This window comes from Muricomes intestini, from assembly GCF_004346165.1.
Taxonomy (GTDB): domain Bacteria; phylum Bacillota; class Clostridia; order Lachnospirales; family Lachnospiraceae; genus Muricomes; species Muricomes intestini.
Window position 1 is genome coordinate 102,074 of sequence record NZ_SLZZ01000006.1, and the last position, 23,308, is coordinate 125,381.

Genomic DNA, 23,308 nt, shown 5'->3' on the forward strand with positions numbered 1-23,308 from the left:
ATATACATCACTCTTTCGAGGGGATATAGCAAGTCAATTCGGCCAGATAAATTGATAACTTTCTGTGCCTGAAAATCAGGATTCCTGCGTTTCGCCGGTCATGATGAAATGCACGTATTCTTTGCGATGCTCTTCGATGAAGATCACCAGCTCGTAGTAGTTCCGGTCGAAGGCGAGGCGCTGCACGTAGGGCAGGTCGAACATGTTCGCCAGCCCGGTGTCGCGGATCGCGAGGATCTGCTCTTTGACCTTCTCATCCATGTCAGTCCACCACCTTCCGCACGATGTCTTCGCCGTAGATCACGTTGAGTCCGCTGCCGTTGTCCCAGTGGACCAGCAGGCTGCCGGTGTCGTCGATGCCGTAGACGGTTCCGCGGGTTCCGGCAGGCGGTGCCTGAATGTCGTCCATTTGGACGAGCTCCACGCGCGTGCCATTCGGGTAGGTTTCCTTGAGCCTCTTGAGCTGTTCCGGTCTGATTATCCTCATGCCTGCACCTCCTCGGTATCCGTAGCTTCCGCAGCAGGTTCTTCGGTGGCTTCTTTCTTGGGAGCGCCGTTCTTCCAGCTTGAGTTGCCCTCAAGGTTCTGGAGCAGGATCTTGCGTTCCTGTTTGTATTCGCTGCCGATGAATCCAAGGCGGAGCAGGAAGCAGCGGAATGCGTATTTCTCGTTGGTGACCGGCGTTTCGGTCGAGCTCGCGCGTTTCAGTTCCTTGGAAAGCTTGCAGAGCTGGGCGATGAACATCGTGTACGCTCTGGTTTCCTCCGGCGTGGGCAGTTCCTTGAACCAGGGGAAGGCGATCTTGTCGTCCCTAATCTCGAACCGAAGGTCGTCGATGCCGAGCGCCTTCTTGATGAGCGTTCCCTTGGCTTCGAGGATGTTGGTCAATGTTCCGACCGCAACCTTGTCGAGCGGAAGCTCAACCGTCAGGCCCGCTTCGTTGCCCTGTGGCGCGTCCTGTTCGCTTGTTTCCGGCTCTTCGGATACTTCTCCGGCTTCGGCTTCAGCCGTTTCCTGCAGCTCGGGCTCGAATCCCGCGGCAGCGATGGCTTCGAGAACCTTCTCGACCTCCTCGGAATCCGCCATGTCGTCGAACTCGAGCGTGCCGTCCTTGGTGACGGTGAAATAGTCGATCTCGTAGTTGCAGGTCGGCATGAATTTGTATTCTGCCTTGGCTCCGGTGGTGTCGGAGATGACCTTGACCAGTTCTTTCCTCTGTGCTCCTGTTACGTTGTAGTTGATTCGCATTGTGTTTACCTCCTTGGTATGCGTCTGTCCGGAAGGCCCTGTGCCTTTCGGCATGTCTATACATCACTCTGAAGGCCTGTAATAGCAAGCGAATCTGCGATATTTTTCTGGTAGAAAATCTTCTGATTATCCGGCTCTGAAACTGTGCTTAGTACACAAAGGGATCACTCGCCGTCCGGCAGCTCGACCTCCTTCACAAGGTCGGAGTACATGAGTTTCTTGCCGTCGCGGACGACATGCACGTTCCCGGAATCGCCGGTGTCCTCGACGTAGCGTCGGAGGATGACGGAGGCGTATTTCGGATCAAGCTCGCACATATAGCAGGTGCGGTTGAGCTGCTCGCAGGCCATGAGCGTGGAACCGGAGCCGCCGAAAGTGTCGATGACGATGGCGTTCTCCTGCGTGGAGTTCTGGATCGGATAGCCGAGCAGGTCGAGAGGCTTGCTGGTCGGATGATCCTTGTTGCGCTTGGGTTTGTCGAAGTTCCATATGGTGGTTTCCGCGCGTCCTGCGTACCACGGATGCTTGCCGTTCTGGAGGAATCCATAGAGCACGGGCTCATGCTGCCACTGGTAATCGGAGCGACCGAGTACGAGGCTGTTCTTCACCCAGATGCACACGCCTGCGAGATGGAATCCAGCGTCGACGAAAGCACGCCGGAAGGTCAGGCCCTCGGTGTCCGCATGGAAGCAGTATGCCGCGCCGCCTTTCTCCAGATGGTCGGCCATGTTCTTGAATGCGGAGAGCAGGAAGTTGTAGAATTCCTCGCCCTTGAGGCTGTCGTTCTGGATCGTCAGGCCATCGGATGCCTTGAAGGAAACGCCGTACGGCGGGTCCGTGAGTACGAGGTTCGCTCGCTTGCCGTCCATGAGTGTATCTACATCTTCAGCGCTGGTGGCGTCGCCACACATCAGCCTGTGCCGTCCGACCGCCCAGATGTCGTCGCGCTCCACGAAGGAGGCCTTCTCAAGTGCAGCGGACAGGTCGAAGTCGTCATCCTCGATGTCCTTGTCGGATTCTCCTTTCAGCAGCTTCTCAAGTTCCTTGTCGTCGAATCCGAGCAGGGAGAGGTCGAAGGCGTTCTCCTGCAAATCGGAGAGTTCGACGGAAAGCATCTCCTCATCCCAACCGGCGTTCAGCGCGAGCTGATTGTCGGCGAGGATGTAGGCGCGTTTCTGCGCGTCGGTCAGATCCTCGGCGAATACGCAAGGGACGGTCTTGTACCCTTCCTCTCGTGCAGCAGCAATCCGTCCGTGGCCGACGAGGATGTTGTAATCCTGATCGATGACCGCAGGGCTTACGAATCCGAACTCCCGGAGGGAGGAGCGGAGCTGCGCGATCTGTTCTTTACTATGTGTCCGGGCGTTCCGGGCATATGGCACCAGATTGTCAATCGGTACCTGTTCAAGTCTTTGTGTGTTCATTTACATTCCCTTTCTGGCACGAAGCAGTCTCTCCATCACGTCGTCCTGCGGATTCGCGCCGCCATACTCGGTGGAGCAGTTCTCCTTCACGATCTGGAAGATCTCGTCCCACAGGCGGTTCGCCTGATTCATGTAGTTGATGCCGATATTGATGAACGGCGACGGGATCGGCTTTCCGGTCGTCGGATGCTTGCTCAAATATCCGAGCTTGGTCGTCATTTCCTCGCACTGAATCCATCTCGCGGAGCACATCGCATACCGTTCCAGCAGCTGCGGTGATACGGCTTTTGCGACGCCGAGCTTGTCGAGCCATTCCCAAGTCTCGCGGTAGATGTCGGCGGCCTCCAGAGTGGAGCCGTCATGCTGCCGAGCCGAGAGGAACTCGTGCGGTTCCGGCATGTCCTCGCCCTCGGTGTCTGGGATGTCGAGCACTTCGAGCTTTCGTCCGCCCGGATTCCCGTTTTCGTATTTCTCCTTGACGGCGGTTTTCTTCCGGCCAGCGCCGGGACGTCTGCCGCCGCGACCGCCAGTGTTATTCGATTTTGTAGGCATTTCGTCACCGCCTTTCTCGCATGTACGCGCGTAATAGATAAGGAGCCGGGTTATTACCCGTTTGATTTCGCTTTTTTCGTACAGAAAGCCCCGCGCCGTTTTCCGGGAGGCCGCCTCGCAGAGATTTCGACCGCCCCTACCGGTCGCCGCGTTCCCTGTGGATCTTCTCGTGGCACGACCTGCAGAGGCTCATGAGGTTGCTCTCGTCGTTCGTCCCGCCTTCCGACAGCGGAACGATGTGGTGGACTTCCTCGACCGCAACGTATCGTCCCCGCTTAAGGCACATCTCGCACAAGGGATGCTTGTGAACGTAACGGTCGCGGATGCGTTTCCAATGCCTGCCGTAACGCTTGCCGGTGGAGTAGCCGCGCGTGAACGTCTCGTAGTGCTTCTCCATCAAGGCTTTGTGCTCCGGGCAGTACTGTTCGCCGTCGTCGCAGAGGTTCGGGCATCCGGGATAGCGGCAGGGCCGATTTGGTTTCATTGGCATAGGCGCTGCCTCCTTTCCGGGCATGAGAAAAGCCCCGGCAGGAGATTGCTCCCGTCGAGGCTTCTGGTTCTTCTTATGGTTTTCGCTATTGTAAGGATAACACAGAAGGCGTCTGCCATTCTGTGCCAAAGTGTGCCAAACCGTGCCAACTTTTCTAATCCGGCATTGTGAAGTTCTGAAGTGCCGATCCGTGGATGCGGTGTACGGTGCGGAGGCTGACGTTCAGCATGCTGGCGATCTCCTCCCATGTGCAGTTGTCGATGTACCGGTAGCGGAGAACCAGCTGCTCCTCGGGATCAGCCAGCAGGTCGATACGCGCGTTGATCTCGTCCCGCAGCGTAATGAGCTGCGCCACCTTCTTCTCCACGTCGGCCTGTATCTCGTCGATCTTGTGGAGGCAGGTGACGAAGTGCGCGTCGCTTGGCGTGTTCGGGTTCCTCGGCATGCCGTCGTAGCGCATGCCGCTGACGCTGGTGGACATTTCCCTCCAGTAGTCGATCTCCCGGAGCCGCGAGTGGATCAGCGCATCCAGGTGCTTGGCCTGATTCAGATATTGCTTCGGAGTCATCTCATCACCTCCTCGTTGAGCTTTCTTATCAGCATCTCGCCGTCAACCGTCGTCAGCGCCTGATACCACTGAGAGCGGAAGAACCGTTCGATTGATTCCTTCTCCGTTTGAGCGGCCTTGTTCCGCGGGTTCATGCGCAGGGCCTTCAGTGCTGTCCGGTAGTCGCGGACAGCCTGCAGGATGACGGCGTTGGCGAGATTCTCGTAGGGGTCGTTCATCGCATCACCGCCTTCACCGCAGCGATAAGCGCTGACTGCGTCTTGTCCTTGCGTTTCAAGGCGTTGAGGATCTGCCCGTCGATGGTGCTCGCAGTGACGATGTGCTGGATGACGACGGTCCGGCTTTTCTGGCCTTGCCGCCAGAGCCTTGCGTTCGTCTGCTGGTAGAGCTCCAATGACCACGTGAGGCCGAACCAGACAAGCGTCGATCCGCCGGACTGCAGGTTGAGCCCGTGACCGGCGGAGGCCGGGTGGATGACTGCTACAGGAATATTGCCCGCATTCCAGTCATCGATGTCCTGCGACGACTTGATCTCCCGGACGTCGAACCATCTGCGGATTCTCTCCAGATCGTGCCGGAACCAGTAGGCGACAAGCAGCGGCTTCCCGTTCGCGGCCTCGATGATGTCCTCCAAGGCGTCGAGCTTCCGGTCATGGAATTCGATGATCTTCCCGTCGTCGGAGTAGATCGCGCCGTTTGCAAGCTGAGAGAGCTTCCCGGTAAGCGTTGCCGCGTTCGCTGCGGTGATCTCGTCGCCGTGAAGTTCCAGCACCAGATCGTTCTTCAGCTCCTCGTACCGTTTGCGCTCCTCGGCGGACAGCTGCACCTCGTACTGCGTGGAGATGAGCTCCGGCATCTTCAGATGATCGGTCGACTTCATGGAAATCGTGATATCCGAGATTTTCCGGTAGATCGCGTCCTCTGCATACGGCAGCGGCTTGTAGGAGTAGATGATCTCGCCGTTGCGCTTGTCGGGCATGAAGTAGGCCGTCCGGTACTGGGTGATGAAGCGTCCGAGGCGCTGTCCCTGATCGAGGGCCTTGAACTCCGCCCACAGATCCATGAGACCGTTGCTCGATGGCGTTCCGGTGAGTCCGATGATCCGCTTCACCTTCGGCCTGACCTTCATCAGGGCGCGGAACCGCTTTGACTTGTGGTTCTTGAAGGAGGAGAGCTCGTCCAATACCACCATGTCGTAGGTGAAGGGAATGCCGGAGTCGTCGATCAGCCATCCGAGGTTCTCCCGGTTGATGATCGTGACATCCGCGCCCTGCAGGAGAGCCGCTTTCCGTTCGCGTGAGTTTCCGACTGCGACGGCGTAGGTGAGGCCGGAAAGGTGCTCCCATTTCCGTATCTCCGCGGGCCATGTGTCACGGGCGACTCTGAGAGGCGCGACCACGAGAATCCGGTGAACCTCGAAGCTGTCGAACAGGAGGTCAACGGCGGCGGTCAGCGTGATGATTGTTTTTCCAAGTCCGCAATCAAGGAAGATGGCGGCTGTTTCGTGCGTCTCGATATACGAGACGCAGTATTGCTGGTAGTAATGAAGGTCACTCAGTTTCGGCATTTTCTTCGGCCTCCATTTCTTTTATCTGCTTGATGAACCATCTCAATTCGCTGTGGTGGTGAGCGTGTGCACTTTGCGACGGAAAAACGACCAGATTCTCGGGAGAATTGTTGTATCGGTTTCCGTCACGATGGTGTACGACTTCTCCGGGCATCAATGACCTTCCAAGCATCTGTTCAGCTACGACGCGATGTGCGGCGAGTCCATGGATTTTGGAATAACCGTCGCATCTGCCTTTTCCGAGGCGGGATTCTCTGAGTTTCTCCTTGGTCTCAGGCGTCATACGATCCGGGTTGAGTTCCTCGTTTAGCTTTGTTATGTGCTGGCTTATGTTAGTGAAGTCCTTGAGGCTGGCATAGCCGTCTGGGTTCTTCGCTTTGCTGCTGAAATCCGCGAGGCATTGTCTGCTGCAGAAGTGGTGCTTCTTGCCTTTAAGCTGGGCTGAATCTCGGAAGAATTCACGTCCGCACCAATCACAGACTATTTTCAATTTCATCTATCACACCTCCGATCTGTTCTGGATTGTCGATGACATAGACGCGGAATCCGAGTTTCCGCAGGAGTCGGTGCCGTGCATATTGCAGTCTTCTTGGCTTCTTTCCGGGTGCCTTGAGCTCTGCGAAGGCGATGCGTGCGCCGGGCAGCAGGATGATCCGGTCCGGCATCCCGTCGAAGCCGGGTGAGACGAACTTCGGCGCGATGCCGCCGCGGCGCTTCACCTCGCTGGCGAGTTTCTGCTCGATCTGCTTTTCACTTCTCATGGTTTCGCCTCCGGAACCTGGTCGGCCAGGTTGAATGCGGCGTAGGCTGCGGAGAGGAAGTCGGTGATCGGCTTTCCCTTGTATGTCCAGACGCACTGGCCGTTGTATTTGACGCCGAGGCGCTCCGGGTTGTGGCGGCTGCGCCCGATGAGGATCTGCTCTCCGTGGTAGGTGAGACTCCAGCCGTTTGTCGTCCTTGTCCATTTGCGTCTGGGGAAGCTGCGTTTCCGCTTGGAGCGGTTCCGTATCAGGCGTTCGCGGTTCTTGGCGGCGAGGATGTCGCCTTCCATGACTCCGGCGCAGATGCAGCCGACGGATACATCCTCGAAGTAGTCCGGGTGCGTCATGACGTGAACGTAGCGGACCTTGGTGCAGCCGCACAGCTCGCATGCGTGGAGCGGTGCGTTCCAGTCGTCATCACGTACGTCGTAGATCTCCTTGCATGTCCATCCGGAGAACGGTGCTCCCCAGCTGCGTAGTGTCTTCTGGCAGCGGGCGAGATAGCTTTTGTCCTTTAGGCCGTCAATGCCTAAGACTTGTCCTGAATTGTTCATGGTGTTAAAACCTCCGTGCTTTCAACGTTTTTGAGGCTTTGTCCCTTTTGTCGCTTTTGTCCCTCTATCCGTATTTCCATATGGTTTTGTAGAAGAATTGATAATAAATAAATAAGTCTTTTTTGCTTTTTATAGGGGTTCGGACAAAAGGGACAAAACCCTGAAAGCCGCATGGATGCTGATGTTTTCGTGTCCCTGAACCTGTCCTGAAGGTCAGGACAGGCATAGGACGAAATGACAAAACTCACTTGTGCTCCTTCAGCCACGGATTGACGGCATACTTGGGAAGCGGCGGTCTGCCGGTCCCGGATGCCTTCTGCGGCCTCTGCGCGATGTATCCGTAGTCCTCAAGGAAGTCGAGAACCGGCTGGATGCTCTCCACGGTCTTGAAGGTCCGGCACATACGCATGGCGTCACGCCGGTCGAAGTGGTCGATGTTCCGCTCCTTGAGCTTCTGGAGGATCATGTCGGCGTTCTTGTACATCGCATCCTCGGGAAGAACGGAGTAGGCGGCCTGCGCGTGGTTCAGGAAGTACCTGCCAAGCCGGATCGCATTCTGCATGGTCTCGCCCGATACGGTGAGTGCGCTGTGGACGTCGAGGAAGTCGTGGCTCTGATAGGTGGCTGCCCGGCAGAGGAGCCCGGCGATGCGCAGCACGTTGCCGACGAGCTTTCCAGCCCAGTCGGCCATCTCCGCATAGCCGGTGGTGAGCTTGGGCTCCAGCCAGTTGGCGAAGGCTTCAAGCTCGCGGTCGGCTTCCGGGCTGAGCGTGATGGTCTGCGGCTTCTCCGGGTACTCGTCGTCCAGCAGGTTTACGACCAGACGCTCATAGGCGCGGTAGATACTGTCGGTCACGGCCTCGCTCCGGTAGCGCCTGCTTCCCACACTGGAGACGGGCATGCTGTAGAGGAACCTCGCGGTGAGCCCTCGTCCGCGGAAGGTCGTGTTGCTGAGGACCGCGGAGACGACGTTCGGCTGCGCCATCAGGAGGATGGTGAGCGCCGGGTCCATGATGCTTTCACTGTCACGCCCGATACGGTCGACGCGGATCGTGTCTCCCGAGTAGCCCTTGAGCATGACGTCGATGTTCACGTTCCGCGTGTAGATGCCGGAGAGCGTGTCGAAGATGCCGCCCTCACTGGAGATCAGCGAGGCGTGGCCGTGGTTGCTGGCGATGACGGAGACGAGCTTCTCGGTCGTAATATCATCCACATACAATTGCAGCGGATTCACTTCCTCGAAGTCGGCGACCTCCTGCGCGATGCGCTCAAGCTCCTCCGGATCGGCGTTGCCCTTGGCGACCTTCTCCTCGAGGGCCTTCTGCCTGCGCTCCAGCACGCGCTTCTGCATGCGTCCCGCCTCGACGGCAGCGGCGTTGGTCTTGTTGTATTCGACCTCGTAGTCGTTGACCGGCTGCAGCATCAGATGCAATACCGACGACTTCCTCTCGGACGGCGGTGCGATGACGATCACGTAGGTGTTGAGCGGCTCCACCCAGTCGGACTTGCCCTGAATCCGGTACTTCTTCTGAAGACAGGTCGACAGGACGCTGATTGCAATGCTGCCTGCCATGTCGACGCTGGTCTGCGTGCTCTCCGCGACAGCACGAACATAGTCGGCTATCGCCTGCGGGAGTGCGTCGACCGGGAAGGGCGCCATCGTGTACCGTGAGAACGGCAGCGGCTCGCTCCATCCGGTGTCCGGATTGTTGTACTCCTGCGGGCTCACGTAGCCGGGCTGGCTTGCGATCTTCGCATAGTATTTCTGTGCGCTTCTCCAGATGTGGTTCAGCTCCTCCGTGGAGAGCGGCGGCTGGCATTTCTCCGCTTCCGTGAAATACGCGTTCTTGGATTCCTCTGAATCGCCATAGCGTTTCATGGAGCGTACTGCCCAGTGGAACATCGTGTTGTTCCGGCTGCCCTCCGGAATCGTGGCCTGCTTCTCGTAGCCGCCCGGCATGTCCCTGTCGAACTCGTCGCCGAACAGGAAGTCCGTGAGCGTCTTGCCTCCGGGATGGAACTCGACCTCCGGGTTCCTTGTCCCGTAGAGGAAGCGTGCCGCGTCGAGCGCGTTCGCATCCAGGTAGGGGAAGATTTCGTGCAGGAGCTGTTTCAATGCGACGTACGCCTCGTAGTCGGTCATCGGATCGATCTGGAAGAACAGGTGGAACCGCGGCCTTGCGGATTTCCCGTCCTTGGGCCGCATGTTGTGGCGGCTGTAGTGGACGGCGAAGAAGACGCCGGGCAGTGCCTTCTGAATATCCGCAGGCGTCTTCCAGTCACGCTTGCTGTCGGAGTGGTCGTTGTCACAGTCGACCGGCAGGCAGTCCGAGGAGATGAAGTTGTCGTTGCCGCGATAGTTGTTCCTGTACTTGGCGCACACGTGGTCGTGCGAGACGGCTCTTTTGAAGCTCGCCTCGTCGGCGACCTCGATTGGGTGCGGGTAGACGCAGTTGGATTCTTGCTGGTAGGCGTCAGATGTATAGATGGTGAACATCAGTCGTACACCTCCTTCGATTCTTCCTCCAGCACCTGTACGATGAACTTTAGGGCCATGATCATGGTTTCAAGCTCGCAGTCACCGCCGAGGGTAACCTCGAAGCCGCCGTTCCCGTACCTGTCCTGGATCGGGTTCACACGGATATCCGTGCCGCCGAGATCTGTGACACGGAAGAAGGTGCGTCCGCCGTGACCGGTGTCGCCTCCCATATATCCGGTTGTTCCGGCCTCGGCCTCCAGCACGTTCGCGCTTTCGATCTCGCGGCTGTAGGTGGTGATGCTGGTTCCGTCGTAGAGCGTCCGCCTGTTTTCATTGATTGCATGCATGGTTAGACCTCCTTTAAATTCTCTGTGAAATAGCGCAGTCGGTATCCCTTCCAGCGGGCGTGTTTGATTTCCGTCGTCATACCACGCGATATGCGGTTTCCGAACACCCAGACCTCGGCACACTTGCTCATGAGCGCGTTCCCAAAGAAGAGTCCGAGCTTGCGCTCCGTTGGATCGCTGTCGTCAAGGAACTGCGGGAACAGCAGGTGCGGCGCAATCGGGATGTATCCCTGATCGACCACGAAACGGCAGTAGCGCCTTGCCGCCTCCACGTTTTTCTGGATGTTGCCCGTATATGGTGAGCAGACATAGACGATGGGACGGAAAGCCCGGAGCGCCTTCTTTTCCTCGAGCTCGATACGGCTCAAGGCCTCGCAGCATGTCGGGTCCGGATAGCCCTCAAAATTCCTGTAATCCAAACCGGTATCCTCCTTTCCGGCAGGCAATAGAAAAAGCGGCCTGCCTCTACTTCCCACTGGAGGAGACAGACCGCTTTTGACGAAACAGATTCAGTTTTTCTTATAGAAATCGCAGACGTACCCGTCTGCACGCAGCACCAGACCATCCGCCCAAGAAGGGGCGCGTCCCATCTGCTCGCACAATGCGTCGAGCGAGACGCGCGGATCGGCTTCGATGACAAGCTCGTCATGGATATGCATGCAGATAGCGCAATGCCGGAGCGTCTTCATCGAATTGCACAGGATGTCGCGGGAGGTGGCCTGCACGATGTTCTCCACAAACTTCGGACCGTACGATTCGAGGCGCTCCCATTTCTTCGTGCCACCCACGCCCTCGTAGGTGATGCACTCGCTGCCGAAACGGTTCATGCCGACCTTTGGCTTCACATACGCGAGGCTCCGTCCGGACGGCAGGGTGATGAACAGCATCCCGGACTGCCAGAAGAAGGTGAGCTTCCCAAGCCGGGTGGTGCGGTGGTTTTTCACGGCCTGCATGACGGCCTTGTCGACGTCCCACCAGAAGCGGACGATCTGCTGGTTTGCATCCCGCCACGAGGACACGATGTCCGGAAGTTCATCCTCGGAAAGTCCCATCTCGAGAGCGCCCATCGCCTTCAATGCGCCTGTCGAGCCGCCGTAGCCGCATGCCAGTTCAGCGATCTTACCCTTGGCGCGGAGCTCACCATTCACGCCGTGTTTGACGACCGGCTTGTGGAACATGCGGCTTGCTGTACTGCAGTAGATGTCCTCGCCGTTTGCGAATGCGTCGGATTTCCATTGCTCGCCTGCGTACCATGCGATGACTCTGGCTTCGATGGCGGAGAAGTCCGCCACATAGAACCGGCAGCCGTCCTGAGGTATGAACGCCGTGCGGATGAGCTGGCTAAGCGTATCCGGCACATCCTCGTAGATCATCTTTAAGGCTTCGTATTCGCCGGACTTCACAAGCGCCCGCGCAGCATCCAGGTCAGGCAGATGGTTCTGCGGCAGATTCTGCAATTGGATGAGTCTCCCGGCCCAGCGCCCGGTGCGGTTTGCGCCGTAGAACATGAACATGCCTCGCGCACGGCTGTCGGAGCATACGGCACGCTGCATTGTCTGGTATTTCTTCACGCTGGATTTCGCAAGCTGCTGCCGAAGTTCCAGCACCTCCGCAAGCTCAGGAGGAGCGGTCTTGAGCAGTGCGGCGACGGCTTTCTTGCCGAGGCTGTTGACCTCCATGCCGTTGTCGGAGAGCCACCGCTTCATCTGTTGGACGCTGTTCGGATTCTCCAAGTCCGTCAATTTCTGCATCTTCTCTGTGAGCTCGCTGCGGGAGCGGGTGTCCATGTCGAGGGCCTTTTCCACGAGATCCATGTCGATGCGCACGCCGCGGTCGTTGATCTTCTGATCGATGTGGTACTCATTCCACACGAAGTCCGGCACAGGAAAATTCCGGAGTCGCTTCTGGATCAACATCTCGACTTCGACATCTCGCTTGTTGTATCTCTTGAACGTTGCCCACTTGGCTGGATCATCGGAGGGCCGATTACGTGTCCTGCCGCCGTTTGCCTTGGTAGGTGCGCAGGGGACGGAGAAGTAACGAATCAGTGCCTTTCCCTCGTCCATCTTCTGGTCTTCGAGATTTAGGACTGCGCCGACTCCCTTTAGGGAGAGTGGGAGCCCCATTGTTGCTGCCCACACCATCGAGCAGCGCCAGCCCTGCGGATTCAGGAACCGGGCAGGCTCGGTCGACAGTGGATGCTTGTCGTGGAACGGATCAAGGCTTCGGCCCAGGTCACGCAGGTAGCGTGACAGGCAGACGCGTTCGAAGTTCGCGTTAAAGGCCCACTTGAGAACCGTGTCGTCGGTCAGGGCGTCCAGAATGTCCTCCGGGATCTGTTCACCGCAGGAAAGGTCGATGACCTGCACCGGTCCGTCGTCAACGCTGTAGCCGAACAGGAGAATTTCAAAGGAAGGCGACTCTGAATACTTGTATACGCCGCATTTGCCAAGACCGATGTCGGAAAACGTCTCGATGTCTATGCTGATTGTCTTCACATTTTTCACCTCAATTCACGAATAAGGCGGCAGAGAGATAGGTCCCTGCCGCCCGCAATACTTGTATGGTTTATGGCTTAGCCGCGATGCGCTTCAAGCTCCTTCATGCGGCGCTCGTGGTACTCCTTGTCACGCTCTTCCTGACGGAGCTTGAGCTCCTTGTCCTCACGGTAGGAGCGGGCGCTCGTGACCGAGATGATGATCAGGAGCGCGATGCCGCTGAGACCGAGCAGGTCGTAGATGATGTAGAGAATCATGTTCATAATGGTTTCCATTGGTTTGCCTCCTTAGTTCAGGAAATCGTCGTCGCTGTCGGTTGCAAAGTCCGCGAAGTCGGATTCAGCGCTGGCCTTGCTGCCGAGCGGTTCGCCGTCACGGATCTTCTGCAGGTTGTTCAGCCCGCAGGCGATACCGCGGTTGCCGGAGCTGTTGAACGCGTAGAACGTGATGCTGGCTCTGCCGTACACGCCGGAGTACACCTCGCTGCGGCTCATGATCGGGTTGAGATCCGCGTCCACGATGCCGGGAGCAGTCGTGGCGTTTGCGTTCACGAAGTAGGCGTTACGGTATGCCTCGTCGTCCGGGCGCTCCACATCGCCGTCACGAAGCGGCATCTTGATTGCGGAAAGGGCTGGCACAGACTTGCTGTTGCCCTTGAGCTTGGCTTCGCCCTCCTTGTAGGCCGCTTCGATGGCTGCCTTGATCTTGGCGACGGTCACGGTGTCGGATTTCGGGATGATGAGCGATACCGAGTACTTTGGCGTGCCACCGTTGATGGACTTGGGCTCCCACACGTTGGCGTAGGACCAGCGGGTGTTCACACCGGTGATGACCTTCATAGGATTGTGCATGGTTGTTTTACTCATGATCTTTTACCTCCATAAAATCGTTTTTGGCTGTATTCATCGCCGGACGCTTGTCTGAGTCCGGGACGAGGGTTGGTTTGCCCTGCGGCTTTTCGATGTAAGCCGACAGGAGTTCGTTGAACCGGTTCTTACCGAGGAACTTCTGCATGGCGGTGATGCTCAGTAGCTTTTGCTCGTACGGGTCGAATCCGGCGTTCTCGACTGCCGTTGCGACGGCGGTTTCATTGGTGTATTTGCGGACAGACCTGCCTTCGACGAGCTTGAAGCCGTGCCACTTTTTTCCGGAGAGTGCCTGCTGGAGCGCGTACTCCTTGATGTCGGACGCCCACAAGACCAACTCGTCCACCTGGGAGAGGATGGTTTCGATCTCCGCGTCGGAGAGCTCAGGCGGCAGCTTAAACTCGTACTGTGCGAGCTTCAGGTTCTCCTCGGCTCGCTTCCGGCAGATGGTCTTCGCCTTGCAGAACCGGCACCACGGGCCACAGGAGAATTCTCCATTGCCATTCCACGCCAGCTCCGCTGTGGGCTTCAGAACCTCGTTGGCCCATGCAAGCAGGTCCTTCTTGCTGATCTGCCATTCACTGATGTTCTGCCGCCTTGGCTGGTAGATGGTCATGCTGACCGTGTCGATGTCGTAGATATCGTCGAACAATTCGAGAGCACCGAGACTGTAGCAGGCCATCTGAGGATTGCGTTCCGCCGAGACCTCGACGCCCAGACCGTATTTCAGATCGATGATCCGGAGCGTGCCATCCGCGATGATCAAGGCGTCGGCGGTGCCGAAGCCCTGCTTCACCCAGTGAGAGAAGTTCACACGCTGTTCAACCAGAACAACCGGATCAGCGCATGTCTGCTTCGCATCCTCTACCTGCTCCAGCACGTAGGCGACATAGCCTTCCGTGGCCTCCTCCATCTCCTCGTTGTAGTAGTCGAGGCTCTCGGTCGGATCCTCCGCCGGGTAGCCGAGCGCCTTGCGGAGCTTGAATTCGGCAAGCGCGTGAGCGCAGGTGCCTTCGGCGGCGTAGCTGCTGCCTTCATCCTTGAATCCCTCGCTTAAGCGTACGGAAGGCGGGCAGTGAATCCACCTGTCCGAGCTCGATGCGGAGAGGACCGCGTGCTGTCTTTCAGAATTCATTGAGTCCCTCCACATCGAAGAGCAGGGCCTCGTAGTCGTTCGGATCGACAGCCGACAGCTTGCTCGCACCGTACTTGTGGAGCAGCTCGCGGATCTGTGCCGTATAACCTGCGCGGGACCGTTCGGCAAGCACCTTCCGCACATCCTCCAGCTTCAGCTCCTTCTTCTCAGACTCAGCCTGCGGAGCTTCCGGCTCGGGAGCAGGTTCCTCCGTGGTGCCGGAGAACTGCTTGTAGAGCCAGTCGGCTGCATCATTGATAGCAGCGGCTGCATCGCGCAGGTCTTTGATGGTCTGATCCATGTCTGCCATTTTTGACATTCTGTTTTCCTCCTTCCATTGATTTGCTTTCTGCTGCAAGAACACTCAGGTTCCTTGCTAGTCTTGCGGATACATGGCTTATCGCGATAAGAACTGCGATGGTTTCCGTGTCCGCGGGACTCCTGTTGCGCGTCTTGTTCATGGCGTCTGCCTCCTTTCCGGAGCAGATTTCTGTGCTCCTTACACTTCCCACTGGAGGCAGGGCACGCGTTTTGACGAAGACGGAGGGAAGAAATTCTGAAAAAGCTCCGACCGCCATTTCAGGCAGCCGGAGCCGTGGGCTTTAGAACCAGTCCGGGAACTGTTCGGACATCGCTTCGGGGAACTCCTCACAAAGTTTCTCCCTGGCTTTTTCCAAACGGGACCGGAAAGTCGTCCGCTTGATGCCGATGATGTCAGCGATGGCTTCATCGGAGAGACCGTCCTCGCGGAGCTTGCCGATCTGGATGGCTTCCGGCATGAGCTCCTGCAGACGCTTGAGCAACTGGGCGAGCTCGGCTTCATCGGCGAGCACCTCCTCGATGAGCGGCGCGTCGTCCGGCACGTAGTCGCCGAGCGTTCCCCCGCCGTCAGGCAGAGGATCATCAAGGGAGACGGTCGTGCTGTTGTGGAATTCGCAGTCCGGGCAGTTGCCGTCGCACAGCCACCATTTGCTGCGCGGACAGAAGCATTCGCCTCGATACTGCATGCGCTTCCTGAGCGCTGTGCGCCAGCGGTCATACTCGCGGTACTGGTCCTCCGGGACCTCGTACCAGGTGCGAGTGGTCTTGTCGTAGATGCGTTTACTCTGGTTGTCATTGGTTTTCATGTGCGATACCTCCGTTCGCTTCTCCCGAACCGGAGGCCGCACAAAAAAAGCGTGGCAGGCCAGACGGAACGGGAATTCAACTCGTTTCGTTCGGCCAGCCACGCTCGTAGACTGGTTTCTTATTCACTTGTGACCGCTATGGCAGCTCGAGCCACCTCTGTGCACCGGGGTGAACCGCCATGACGGTGAGCCTTTTAACGCCATACTCAGGGCAATGCAAATTACCTAATTAGCGAAGATCCGCCTCTATGGCGTAAAGCTCGCTGAATACGTCCGGCAGATCCGCCGGATCAAGATCCTCGGCGCCATGAGCGCCGTAACGCTGGAATACGGAATCAATAACCTCTGGCCCGATTTCAGAGGAGATAATGGAAGCTGACTCCTCGATGCTATTGATGTAGTCCTGTTTACTAATGCTTGACATACTTTGTCTCCTTGTTTTGCTGGCTCCTCTTCCAGAGAAGGAGACCTGTTTTTTGCTTTGCGAGGCGCCTCACTGGATAGCGACTGATCGGTTCGCCTTTTGACTCCTCACGCTTTCTTGTTTGTGTCCTTAACGCAAACATTTAGTTTGACTTTTGAACGTCATCGTGCTATACTTATTTGGTAGTCTTATGCATGGCACGACTCCGTCTCTGAAGTCGCTTTTAATATACGAAATCGGATTTTTGACCTGGGGATAGTTTGGTACGGCATGGTACGGCGTGGTACGAAAGTTGTGAGGAGGGATGGCATTGGAATTCAAAACCTTGTTCCAGATTTTGAAGAAGCATCTGGCTGATGGCTACGATGTACCTCATTTCTTTCGTGATCTTATGGCTATGTTGACAGAGGTTACTGAGGAGGAATGGGGAACTTCAAAAGATCCTTCCCAAGCGGGGAGAGATAAGTCTTTGCGCAGTTACGCAAAGCGCGGGCTACCTAAGAAGCTGGCACAAACAATCGTCTATAGACTTACTCCAGAGAATGTGGTTGATAGCATCAACAGCCATGGTGAAACGCAGCGGCGATTACTTGCGGAAGATTTGGAAGGATATGATCCCGATATAAACGCCGATAATGTTGCCGAGAAAGTTGCGGCTTGGCTGGTGGAAATAGTTCAGGTCTCTGCTGGACTTGTCCCACAGGACGAACTGACAAAGCAGAAACAGCAGCAGCTTGACGCACAGCTAAAAAGCAAATATGGCGACTACCTGCTTGCCGAAGAGGAAAACCATTGTGCGTTCCCCGGCTGCGGGCGCGAACTTGTGCTGACTAAGGACGGCAGAATCTCCTACGCATATGAGGTAAGTCTGATTGATAAAGTTGCACCGGCAGTTCCCGACAATCTTCTGGCGATGTGTCCGCAGTGCCATGCAACCTATCTGCTTGATTCCAACAAGAAGCTATGCAAGGAACTTCAGGAGACAAAAAAGGTACTGGCAACGCATAGACAGAATGTGCACATGCTTGATGACCTTCCCTTGGAAAAAGGAATCGTCAGCGTGATAACGAGAATCGCCAAACTGAATGAAAAGGATCTTGCAGATGCGTCGCTTGATCCAAAGGAGATAAAGCAGAAGCTCGATCCGACAAAGGACACAGCCATCTACTATGCGGTGAACAATTACGTCGGCGTTTACTTTGTACGAATCAGAGAAATTATGATGAATCTTGATAAGCGCAGCGTCATTGACTACGAGGAAATCCAAGATCAGATGCATGCGCTGTACCGCCGCTTGAAGAAGGCGAAGAAAACTCGCCTTGAAATATTCAACGAGATAACGAACAAGGTACATCGCGTCTCGCTGCAGGATGAAATCTACTGCCAGATCGTGGTTGCCTACTTCGTTCAAAGCTGTGAGGTGTTCGATGCAATTACCGAATAAGCTTTATTCATATGAAGAAAGCACCCTGGCATTGTTGCCGAGGGTGCTGAACGAACTGAAAAACGGGTCAGTTTCTGCGGGAGAGCTGTATCTATCGCTGAAGCATAGCCTGAAGGATCCTACGGATTTTCTATCCGCAATGGACTGCCTCTACGCTTTGCGGGCAATAGACATGAGCGATGACGGGGAGGTTTCCATATGCTTAAAGAAATGAGATCCCCGGCCTTCAGAATAGATGGTGAGGAGAGACCGCCGATAACTTTTCACGAGGGATTAAATGTTGTCCTTGGAATGGGAAACGGCAAGAATTCAATAGGAAAGTCCTCTGCAATGCAGGCTATCGACTTTGTGTTCGGTGGAAGCACCTATGTCAAAGGCGACGGCGTAAAGCATGTGGGGCACCATACGATTTTCTTCACGTTTGAATTTGACGGGCAGGAATACCGCTTTGCAAGAAATACCGGTGATCCGGATATTATTCAGGTGTGTACAGACGGATATGCCTTGACCGGAGAGACGAAGGGGAAAAGCGAATTTGTTGAGTGGCTTAAAGGAAAATATGACCTTGACTATCCCGGCTTGTCTTTCCGTTCTACACTGAGCAGTTTTTTCCGGATGCATGGGAAAAGCAATGTGAGCGCCCAGGAGACTCCACTGTATGGTGTGCGCGGGGACAGCATGCAGAAATCATTGGACCGGCTTGTCAAGTTGTTCAATCGATATAAGGACATTGAGGCTTCCAACGCCAATCTGAGGGAACAGGACGATAAGCTCACCGCATACAAGGCTGCACGGAAGTATCAGTTTGTCTCCGATCTCGTTGGCGGCGACAAGCAATATGAAGCGAATTCCGCCAAGATCCGCTCTCTGCAGGTGGAACTTGATAATCTCACTTCCGAGCAAGTGGAGGTGCATTCTGAAGAGGATATCGAAAAGCAGCAGAAGAAGGCCGAGCTTCGTGGACGAAAGCTTAAAATCGAGACGCAGATCGAGGCAAAGCAACGTCGATTGAATCTGCTGGATATGAGCCTTGAGTATGGCCTGTATCCGACACAGGCTGATCTGAAATCCCTGCAGGAGTTCTTTCCTGACGTGAATATCCGGAAGCTTTACGAGGTGGAGAACTATCATCAAAAGCTCGCCAGGATTCTCGATGACCAGTTTGAAAGCGAAAAACAGGCTGTTCTTCTTGAGATCGCGGATTTGGTAGGACAGAGAAAAGATGTCAGTGAGCAGATAAAGGCACTCGGATTTGTGGGAAACATTTCCAAGGAGTTCCTTGACAGGCATTCAGAGTTAAAGGGAACCATTGATGCGTTGAAAGCACAGAACGAGTCATATTTGACACTTCGAGATTTGAAGGAGGCAAAAAAACTCGCGAATGATCAACTGAAAAATGCCATCCGGCAGGTCCTAACTGATATCGAGCAGACCATCAATGCAAAGATGGCCGAATACAACAGCACGTTGTATTCAGAACACCATAACCCGCCAAAGCTGACGATTAAGGAATACAATAGTTTCACGTTTGAAACTAAGGGAGACGACGGAACGGCAGCGGCTTACAAGGGAATGATCATATATGATCTTGCGATTTTGAACACTACTGGCCTTCCAGCAATCGCACATGATTCTTTGCTCTATGGTGATTTGAGTTTTGAACTGGTAGAGGGAATCATGAAGCTGTACATGCAGAATAAAAAACAGGTGTTCATTTCATTTGACAAGCAGGAGGCACATACTCCTGAAACGCAGCGGATACTTGAAGACCATACAGTCATAAGGTTATCTGATGGAACCGGAAAGCTATATGGACAGTCATGGGATACAGAGACAGAGGATGAGTCATGAAGAGAAAAATGAGCTATAAGAAACTGTGGAAGTTGCTGATTGACAGAGATATGAAAAAAACAGACCTCAGAACAGGAGCGGGTATCAGTTCGTCTTCCCTCGCTAAGCTCAGCAAGGACGAAAATGTCACGACAGATGTTTTGCTGCGGATATGTGACTCGTTGGATGTAGATTTGAATGATATAGCAGAAACTGTGCCTGAAGGTGAAACAGTTGTAGAAGTAAGAGCTGAGAAACGCAGGCGAACGGCAACAAAACAACATAGGATTGAAAGAACCTGATGAGGATATGATAGAGATTTAAATTCGCAGGCACAAAAGGACTTATAAATAAGCTTTCTAATTTAAGCTGATATTACATAGAGAAGAGGATACTTGCAGATGCTTAATAGGGAAATTCCCTTTAGACCAAAGCTTGAGGGCGATTTTCGAATTCGGTTTTACAATGCTGTATCAAGCATTACTGAACAGACTTCGCTTTTTGAAATCGAGCAAATAGCCAACGATGAAATAAGGTGGGTGCAGGATGAGTGCACCTATAATTTGGAGCAAAGAAAAAAATATAGAGCGATATGGATGCTTTTCCGCGATTTAACGAGAGCATCCTGGAAAGCGTGCTACCGAGATGGCGTTTTATATATGAGCTTACCTAGCCTGAATGGGGCCAATTTCCACGACAGCTCATCTCCTGAGGTAAAAAGCTTATTGAGGAAATGGATGAGCGAAAGCCGCCACGAGCGCTTGGTTTCATACACTGATTTTATTCAACGGATGGAGCGCAAGAATTCAAGCGGGCATAGCATAGATGAACTTATTGCTGATGGACAAGAATTAAGCAATAGACTAAGGAAAGCAAAAGATGGCGCTATTGATATTTCTGAGGCAGTAAAACCGTATTTACAGCTAGTAGTTGAAAATGAAAGAGATGAGTATACAGGCATAAAGACATCTGAGATATGGAGATATTTTCGCCTTACGTGGTCAACCCCTGCAGAAACCACGCCTGGAAGAACTATGCAATATCTTATTAGAGACGCAGCTCATCCCATGCATGCAGTTATGGGTATTGCTTCTCTTGAAAACTGTGCAGTTCAGATTACATGCCGCGATGATTTCATTGGCTGGAATCAGAAGGCTTTTATTGATCGAATCACAAAGCTGAACTCCGAACAGGCACGTGCTGAATTTGACAGACTTTTGAATTACATAGAAGTTGGCATTTCAGGGATTGATTATGAGGAACTTTGTACACAGGCAACTGTAGATAATCCGACGGATGAGGATATACAGCAACTGCTCGATATTGCCACAAGTGCTGAGCAGCGTAGGCAGGAGTTACTAAAAAAAGGTGTAATTGACGGTATAGATGAGGAAGATAAAAGCGATCTAGGGAGCATTTCAAAAGAAACCGAGGATGCGCTTTACAGAAGAAAAAGAGCGGAGCAGTTAGGACGGCTTTTGATGGCAAAAAAAGAGCTTTTAGCTGTTTATAGGTCTGAGGATTTTAATTCGATTTGGGTAGAGTTCTGTAATAGCGAGGTAGGAAATTCCTCTATAAGAACAGCTTTGGTTGCTCAAAAGACTCAACATATCGGGTCAAGCTTAATGGAACTGAATGTTTGCGGTGCTATACCACCATATAATGAAATCCTTGGAGGAAAGCTTGTCGCGCTACTGGCATTATCTCCGCAGGTAATACACGATTATAAGGAACGCTATTCAAATAAGGCTAGTATGATTGCAAGCCGACTTAAAGGTGAGGATGTCGTTCGCCCTGCTGATTTGGTGTATGTGGGAACTACATCCTTGTACTATGTTGGCTCAAGTCAATATAACAGATTAAAAATACCTGGAAGCATATTTAATGACGACTATGATGTTGTATGGAAAAAGCTTGGTATGACAATTGGCTATGGCACAATGCATATTAGTAAGGCCACAACCCTTAGCCTTACTGAGGCAACAAGCGAAGGCTTTACTCGTATTAACCATGTATTTGGTGAAGGCGCAAGTCCTAAGATGCGTCTTTTGACGATGGCCATCCGTGAGTTACTAGAGTCAACAAATGAGGACTCAAAGGATTTTTCAAAGCATGCCATGTCTCGAATTGTTTATGGTGCTTGTTTAGCCAAAAATACAGTGCAGTACTTAATGGGTGAAGCAGATAAACCTGATTATTACACTGATGTATCAAAATATCAGGAAGGGACACAAAAAATAATAGATTACTGGACAAATCGATGGTTGAAAAGCAGATTGAATTTTGAACCGATTTACCAGAGAATCCGCGATTTTGATAAGAAGAACCTGATGGTTGGATATCAGATTAATGACGATGAAAGATGGAAATTCGAGAAACTCGAGGAGGTGCCACAAATGCCAGCTAATGATGAGAATAAGGTTGGGCTGCAGTTTGTCCGTGATTTCTATAGAGGAATGAGCGCCTATGCGGATCATATCGCCCCAAAACTCCTCACGGGAATTCATCTAAAGACAAAATTAGATGATGCTGTCCTTAATGCGGCAAGGTCTGGAAAAGACGTTGTTCTCACTGGGAATCCAGGAGATGGAAAAACGCACATTATCCGCATGCTGAAGGATCAGCTAGAAAAACTGGCTGTTCCGATGGTAATCGAGCTTGATGCGAGTACTCTATCTGACGAAGAAATATATTCTCATTGGGAGCAGGCTCATAAGGATGGCAAGGCGTTTATCATAGCAATAAATGCCGCAGTTCTTTATTCGGTTTATAAAAGCCATCCTGCGTTTGGATCTGTTAAAAATGCATATGGACAAATGGCGGATGCGATAGTCTTTCACAAAAAAGATATTGATACTAGCTCGCTTGTCGTATTTGATCTTAGTAAACGAGAGGCGCTCACGCCTGAAATACTTAGTCAGGCCATCCTTAAAATGACTGATGAAAGCCACTATAGTGAGTGCAGGTCCTGTCCACTAAGATCAAACTGTGTGGTGCATAAAAACCGAGCGCTGCTGAGAAATGATCTTTTCCAGCAAAGGCTTGGCTTAGTATTAGAGCGAGTGTCGCTCAGAGGATATCATGCAACTATTAGAGAAATTCAAAGCTTCATTTCTTATTTGATTTTCGGTGATAGAAGTTGTAAGCAACTGAACCAGACTGCAGGGAACAGTGAATACGACCTTGTTAACCTCATATATTCAGGTAAAGGCGCGTTGTTTGACGAGATTGGAAAAGCTATCGATCCTGTCAATATTTCTCATCCTATTTGGGATGAGAGGATACTACTAAACGACATTGATTCAAACTCATGGATTGAAGGCTTTGAGGTTCCGGCAGAGGCCATTGCCTATGATAATGAAGACCTTTTCAATCTTAGGAAAAGACAGTTCTTCTTTTTCAATCAGTATGGGGAGGATCTGCTTTCTATTCTTGATGATGATATATCCAGATTCAGGACTTTTCTTCAGCAAGATGATGGAAAGATAATCAAGGAGTTAATAGGGAAACTTAATAGCTTTTTTGGAGCGACTAACGCTTCTAATTCGCGGTTACAAATATGGACGGGACATCGATACAACAATGAACCAAGAAAGGTACTTATCTCAGTTGGAACTGTAAAGAAAAGTGAATTAAGCATTGGCCATCCCAGACTTCTGTCGAGTATGCAGGAAGGAATTGATATGCTTCCTAATTATATTCGATTGGAGAAGAAGTCCTCTCCTAATACCTTTCTAAAGGTGGATTTTGAGATGTACCTTTTGCTTAATGAGGCTCAAAGAGGTGTCCCTGTTTTGTTTACGGAATCTGATCTAGTAAAGAAGGTATGGCGGTTTATCGAACAACTACAGTCATATAGTAGTATTGATGATGAAGATATAGTTGATATTGGCCTGATGGATGTTCAGAACAAGAAAACCATTATGGTGAGCCTTGACAGGGAAGATAATAAATATTCATCGATTGAAAGCGAAAAAACAAGGGAGGCATAACT

27 protein-coding genes are annotated in these 23,308 nt (G+C 53.3%); 5 read left to right on the forward strand and 22 right to left on the reverse strand.

The window, feature by feature from the left end:
* Window positions 1–75 precede the first annotated feature (75 nt).
* From EDD59_RS06030 to EDD59_RS06135, 22 genes are all read right to left on the reverse strand, one after another.
* Entirely contained in the window at window positions 76–261 is a 186-nt protein-coding gene (locus tag EDD59_RS06030; RefSeq protein ID WP_132379939.1) for a DUF5049 domain-containing protein, read from the reverse strand.
* Window position 262: 1 nt separating this feature from the next.
* Entirely contained in the window at window positions 263–487 is a 225-nt protein-coding gene (locus tag EDD59_RS06035) for a DUF4314 domain-containing protein (protein ID WP_132379941.1), read from the reverse strand.
* Window positions 484–1,248, reverse strand: a complete 765-nt coding sequence (locus EDD59_RS06040) for a virulence protein (RefSeq protein ID WP_132379943.1) — start codon at window positions 1,246–1,248, stop codon at window positions 484–486. The genes EDD59_RS06035 and EDD59_RS06040 overlap by 4 nt, the downstream gene beginning before the upstream one ends.
* Before the next feature lie 164 nt (window positions 1,249–1,412).
* Window positions 1,413–2,672, reverse strand: a complete 1,260-nt coding sequence (locus tag EDD59_RS06045) for a site-specific DNA-methyltransferase (protein ID WP_132379945.1) — start codon at window positions 2,670–2,672, stop codon at window positions 1,413–1,415.
* On the reverse strand, window positions 2,673–3,224 hold the full coding sequence (locus tag EDD59_RS06050; RefSeq protein WP_013485703.1) for a P27 family phage terminase small subunit: 552 nt from the start codon (window positions 3,222–3,224) through the stop codon (window positions 2,673–2,675).
* Window positions 3,225–3,360: 136 nt separating this feature from the next.
* On the reverse strand, window positions 3,361–3,714 hold the full coding sequence (locus EDD59_RS06055; RefSeq protein WP_132379947.1) for an HNH endonuclease: 354 nt from the start codon (window positions 3,712–3,714) through the stop codon (window positions 3,361–3,363).
* Between the two features lie 154 nt (window positions 3,715–3,868).
* Window positions 3,869–4,282 carry a sigma factor-like helix-turn-helix DNA-binding protein gene (locus tag EDD59_RS06060; RefSeq protein WP_013485701.1) on the reverse strand — a complete coding sequence of 138 codons (414 nt, stop codon included), beginning with the start codon at window positions 4,280–4,282 and terminating at the stop codon, window positions 3,869–3,871.
* Window positions 4,279–4,500: a hypothetical protein gene (locus tag EDD59_RS06065; RefSeq protein ID WP_132379949.1), complete on the reverse strand. Its 222-nt coding sequence runs from the start codon at window positions 4,498–4,500 to the stop codon at window positions 4,279–4,281. Before EDD59_RS06065 ends, EDD59_RS06060 begins: the two co-directional genes overlap by 4 nt.
* On the reverse strand, window positions 4,497–5,849 hold the full coding sequence (locus EDD59_RS06070) for an SNF2-related protein (protein ID WP_132379952.1): 1,353 nt from the start codon (window positions 5,847–5,849) through the stop codon (window positions 4,497–4,499). Before EDD59_RS06070 ends, EDD59_RS06065 begins: the two co-directional genes overlap by 4 nt.
* Window positions 5,833–6,345, reverse strand: a complete 513-nt coding sequence (locus tag EDD59_RS06075) for an HNH endonuclease (RefSeq protein ID WP_132379954.1) — start codon at window positions 6,343–6,345, stop codon at window positions 5,833–5,835. The genes EDD59_RS06070 and EDD59_RS06075 overlap by 17 nt, the downstream gene beginning before the upstream one ends.
* Window positions 6,323–6,610, reverse strand: coding sequence for a VRR-NUC domain-containing protein (locus tag EDD59_RS06080; RefSeq protein WP_013485697.1), 288 nt, complete (start codon window positions 6,608–6,610; stop codon window positions 6,323–6,325). The genes EDD59_RS06075 and EDD59_RS06080 overlap by 23 nt, the downstream gene beginning before the upstream one ends.
* Complete coding sequence (locus EDD59_RS06085) at window positions 6,607–7,164, reverse strand: hypothetical protein (RefSeq protein WP_132379956.1); 558 nt, start codon at window positions 7,162–7,164, stop codon at window positions 6,607–6,609. Before EDD59_RS06085 ends, EDD59_RS06080 begins: the two co-directional genes overlap by 4 nt.
* A gap of 244 nt (window positions 7,165–7,408) precedes the next feature.
* On the reverse strand, window positions 7,409–9,661 hold the full coding sequence (locus EDD59_RS06090) for a DUF3987 domain-containing protein (protein WP_132379958.1): 2,253 nt from the start codon (window positions 9,659–9,661) through the stop codon (window positions 7,409–7,411).
* Window positions 9,661–9,990 carry a hypothetical protein gene (locus EDD59_RS06095; RefSeq protein ID WP_132379960.1) on the reverse strand — a complete coding sequence of 110 codons (330 nt, stop codon included), beginning with the start codon at window positions 9,988–9,990 and terminating at the stop codon, window positions 9,661–9,663. Before EDD59_RS06095 ends, EDD59_RS06090 begins: the two co-directional genes overlap by 1 nt.
* A 2-nt stretch (window positions 9,991–9,992) precedes the next feature.
* Window positions 9,993–10,409, reverse strand: coding sequence for a DUF7768 domain-containing protein (locus tag EDD59_RS06100; RefSeq protein WP_132379962.1), 417 nt, complete (start codon window positions 10,407–10,409; stop codon window positions 9,993–9,995).
* 90 nt (window positions 10,410–10,499) lie between these two features.
* A complete protein-coding gene (locus EDD59_RS06105; RefSeq protein WP_132379964.1) occupies window positions 10,500–12,488 on the reverse strand; it encodes a DNA polymerase in 1,989 nt (662 codons plus the stop codon).
* A 77-nt stretch (window positions 12,489–12,565) separates the two neighbouring features.
* On the reverse strand, window positions 12,566–12,763 hold the full coding sequence (locus EDD59_RS06110) for a hypothetical protein (RefSeq protein WP_132379966.1): 198 nt from the start codon (window positions 12,761–12,763) through the stop codon (window positions 12,566–12,568).
* Window positions 12,764–12,775: 12 nt separating this feature from the next.
* Entirely contained in the window at window positions 12,776–13,354 is a 579-nt protein-coding gene (locus EDD59_RS06115) for a DUF2815 family protein (RefSeq protein WP_132379968.1), read from the reverse strand.
* On the reverse strand, window positions 13,347–14,489 hold the full coding sequence (locus EDD59_RS06120; protein ID WP_132379970.1) for a DUF2800 domain-containing protein: 1,143 nt from the start codon (window positions 14,487–14,489) through the stop codon (window positions 13,347–13,349). Before EDD59_RS06120 ends, EDD59_RS06115 begins: the two co-directional genes overlap by 8 nt.
* Entirely contained in the window at window positions 14,479–14,808 is a 330-nt protein-coding gene (locus EDD59_RS06125; protein WP_132379972.1) for a DNA ligase, read from the reverse strand. Before EDD59_RS06125 ends, EDD59_RS06120 begins: the two co-directional genes overlap by 11 nt.
* Window positions 14,809–15,091: 283 nt before the next feature.
* Window positions 15,092–15,616 carry an RNA polymerase sigma factor gene (locus EDD59_RS06130; protein ID WP_132379974.1) on the reverse strand — a complete coding sequence of 175 codons (525 nt, stop codon included), beginning with the start codon at window positions 15,614–15,616 and terminating at the stop codon, window positions 15,092–15,094.
* A gap of 229 nt (window positions 15,617–15,845) precedes the next feature.
* The gene (locus EDD59_RS06135; protein WP_132379976.1) at window positions 15,846–16,040 is read right to left on the reverse strand and encodes a hypothetical protein; all 195 of its coding nucleotides are present in this window, start codon (window positions 16,038–16,040) and stop codon (window positions 15,846–15,848) included.
* 310 nt (window positions 16,041–16,350) lie between these two features.
* Between EDD59_RS06135 and EDD59_RS06140 the strand changes: the two genes are divergently transcribed.
* The 5 genes from EDD59_RS06140 to EDD59_RS06160 all read left to right on the forward strand — a co-directional run bounded on the left by EDD59_RS06140 (window position 16,351) and on the right by EDD59_RS06160 (window position 23,306).
* Window positions 16,351–17,484, forward strand: a complete 1,134-nt coding sequence (locus tag EDD59_RS06140; RefSeq protein WP_132379978.1) for an ABC-three component system protein — start codon at window positions 16,351–16,353, stop codon at window positions 17,482–17,484.
* Window positions 17,468–17,698 (forward strand): ABC-three component system middle component 7, encoded by a 231-nt coding sequence (locus EDD59_RS06145; protein WP_132379980.1) that lies wholly within the window; start codon window positions 17,468–17,470, stop codon window positions 17,696–17,698. The genes EDD59_RS06140 and EDD59_RS06145 overlap by 17 nt, the downstream gene beginning before the upstream one ends.
* On the forward strand, window positions 17,683–19,335 hold the full coding sequence (locus tag EDD59_RS06150) for a DUF2326 domain-containing protein (RefSeq protein ID WP_132379982.1): 1,653 nt from the start codon (window positions 17,683–17,685) through the stop codon (window positions 19,333–19,335). The genes EDD59_RS06145 and EDD59_RS06150 overlap by 16 nt, the downstream gene beginning before the upstream one ends.
* Window positions 19,332–19,616 carry a helix-turn-helix domain-containing protein gene (locus EDD59_RS06155; RefSeq protein ID WP_132379984.1) on the forward strand — a complete coding sequence of 95 codons (285 nt, stop codon included), beginning with the start codon at window positions 19,332–19,334 and terminating at the stop codon, window positions 19,614–19,616. The genes EDD59_RS06150 and EDD59_RS06155 overlap by 4 nt, the downstream gene beginning before the upstream one ends.
* 99 nt (window positions 19,617–19,715) lie before the next feature.
* Window positions 19,716–23,306: a Druantia anti-phage system protein DruA gene (locus tag EDD59_RS06160; RefSeq protein WP_132379986.1), complete on the forward strand. Its 3,591-nt coding sequence runs from the start codon at window positions 19,716–19,718 to the stop codon at window positions 23,304–23,306.
* The last annotated feature ends 2 nt before the right edge of the window (window positions 23,307–23,308 follow it).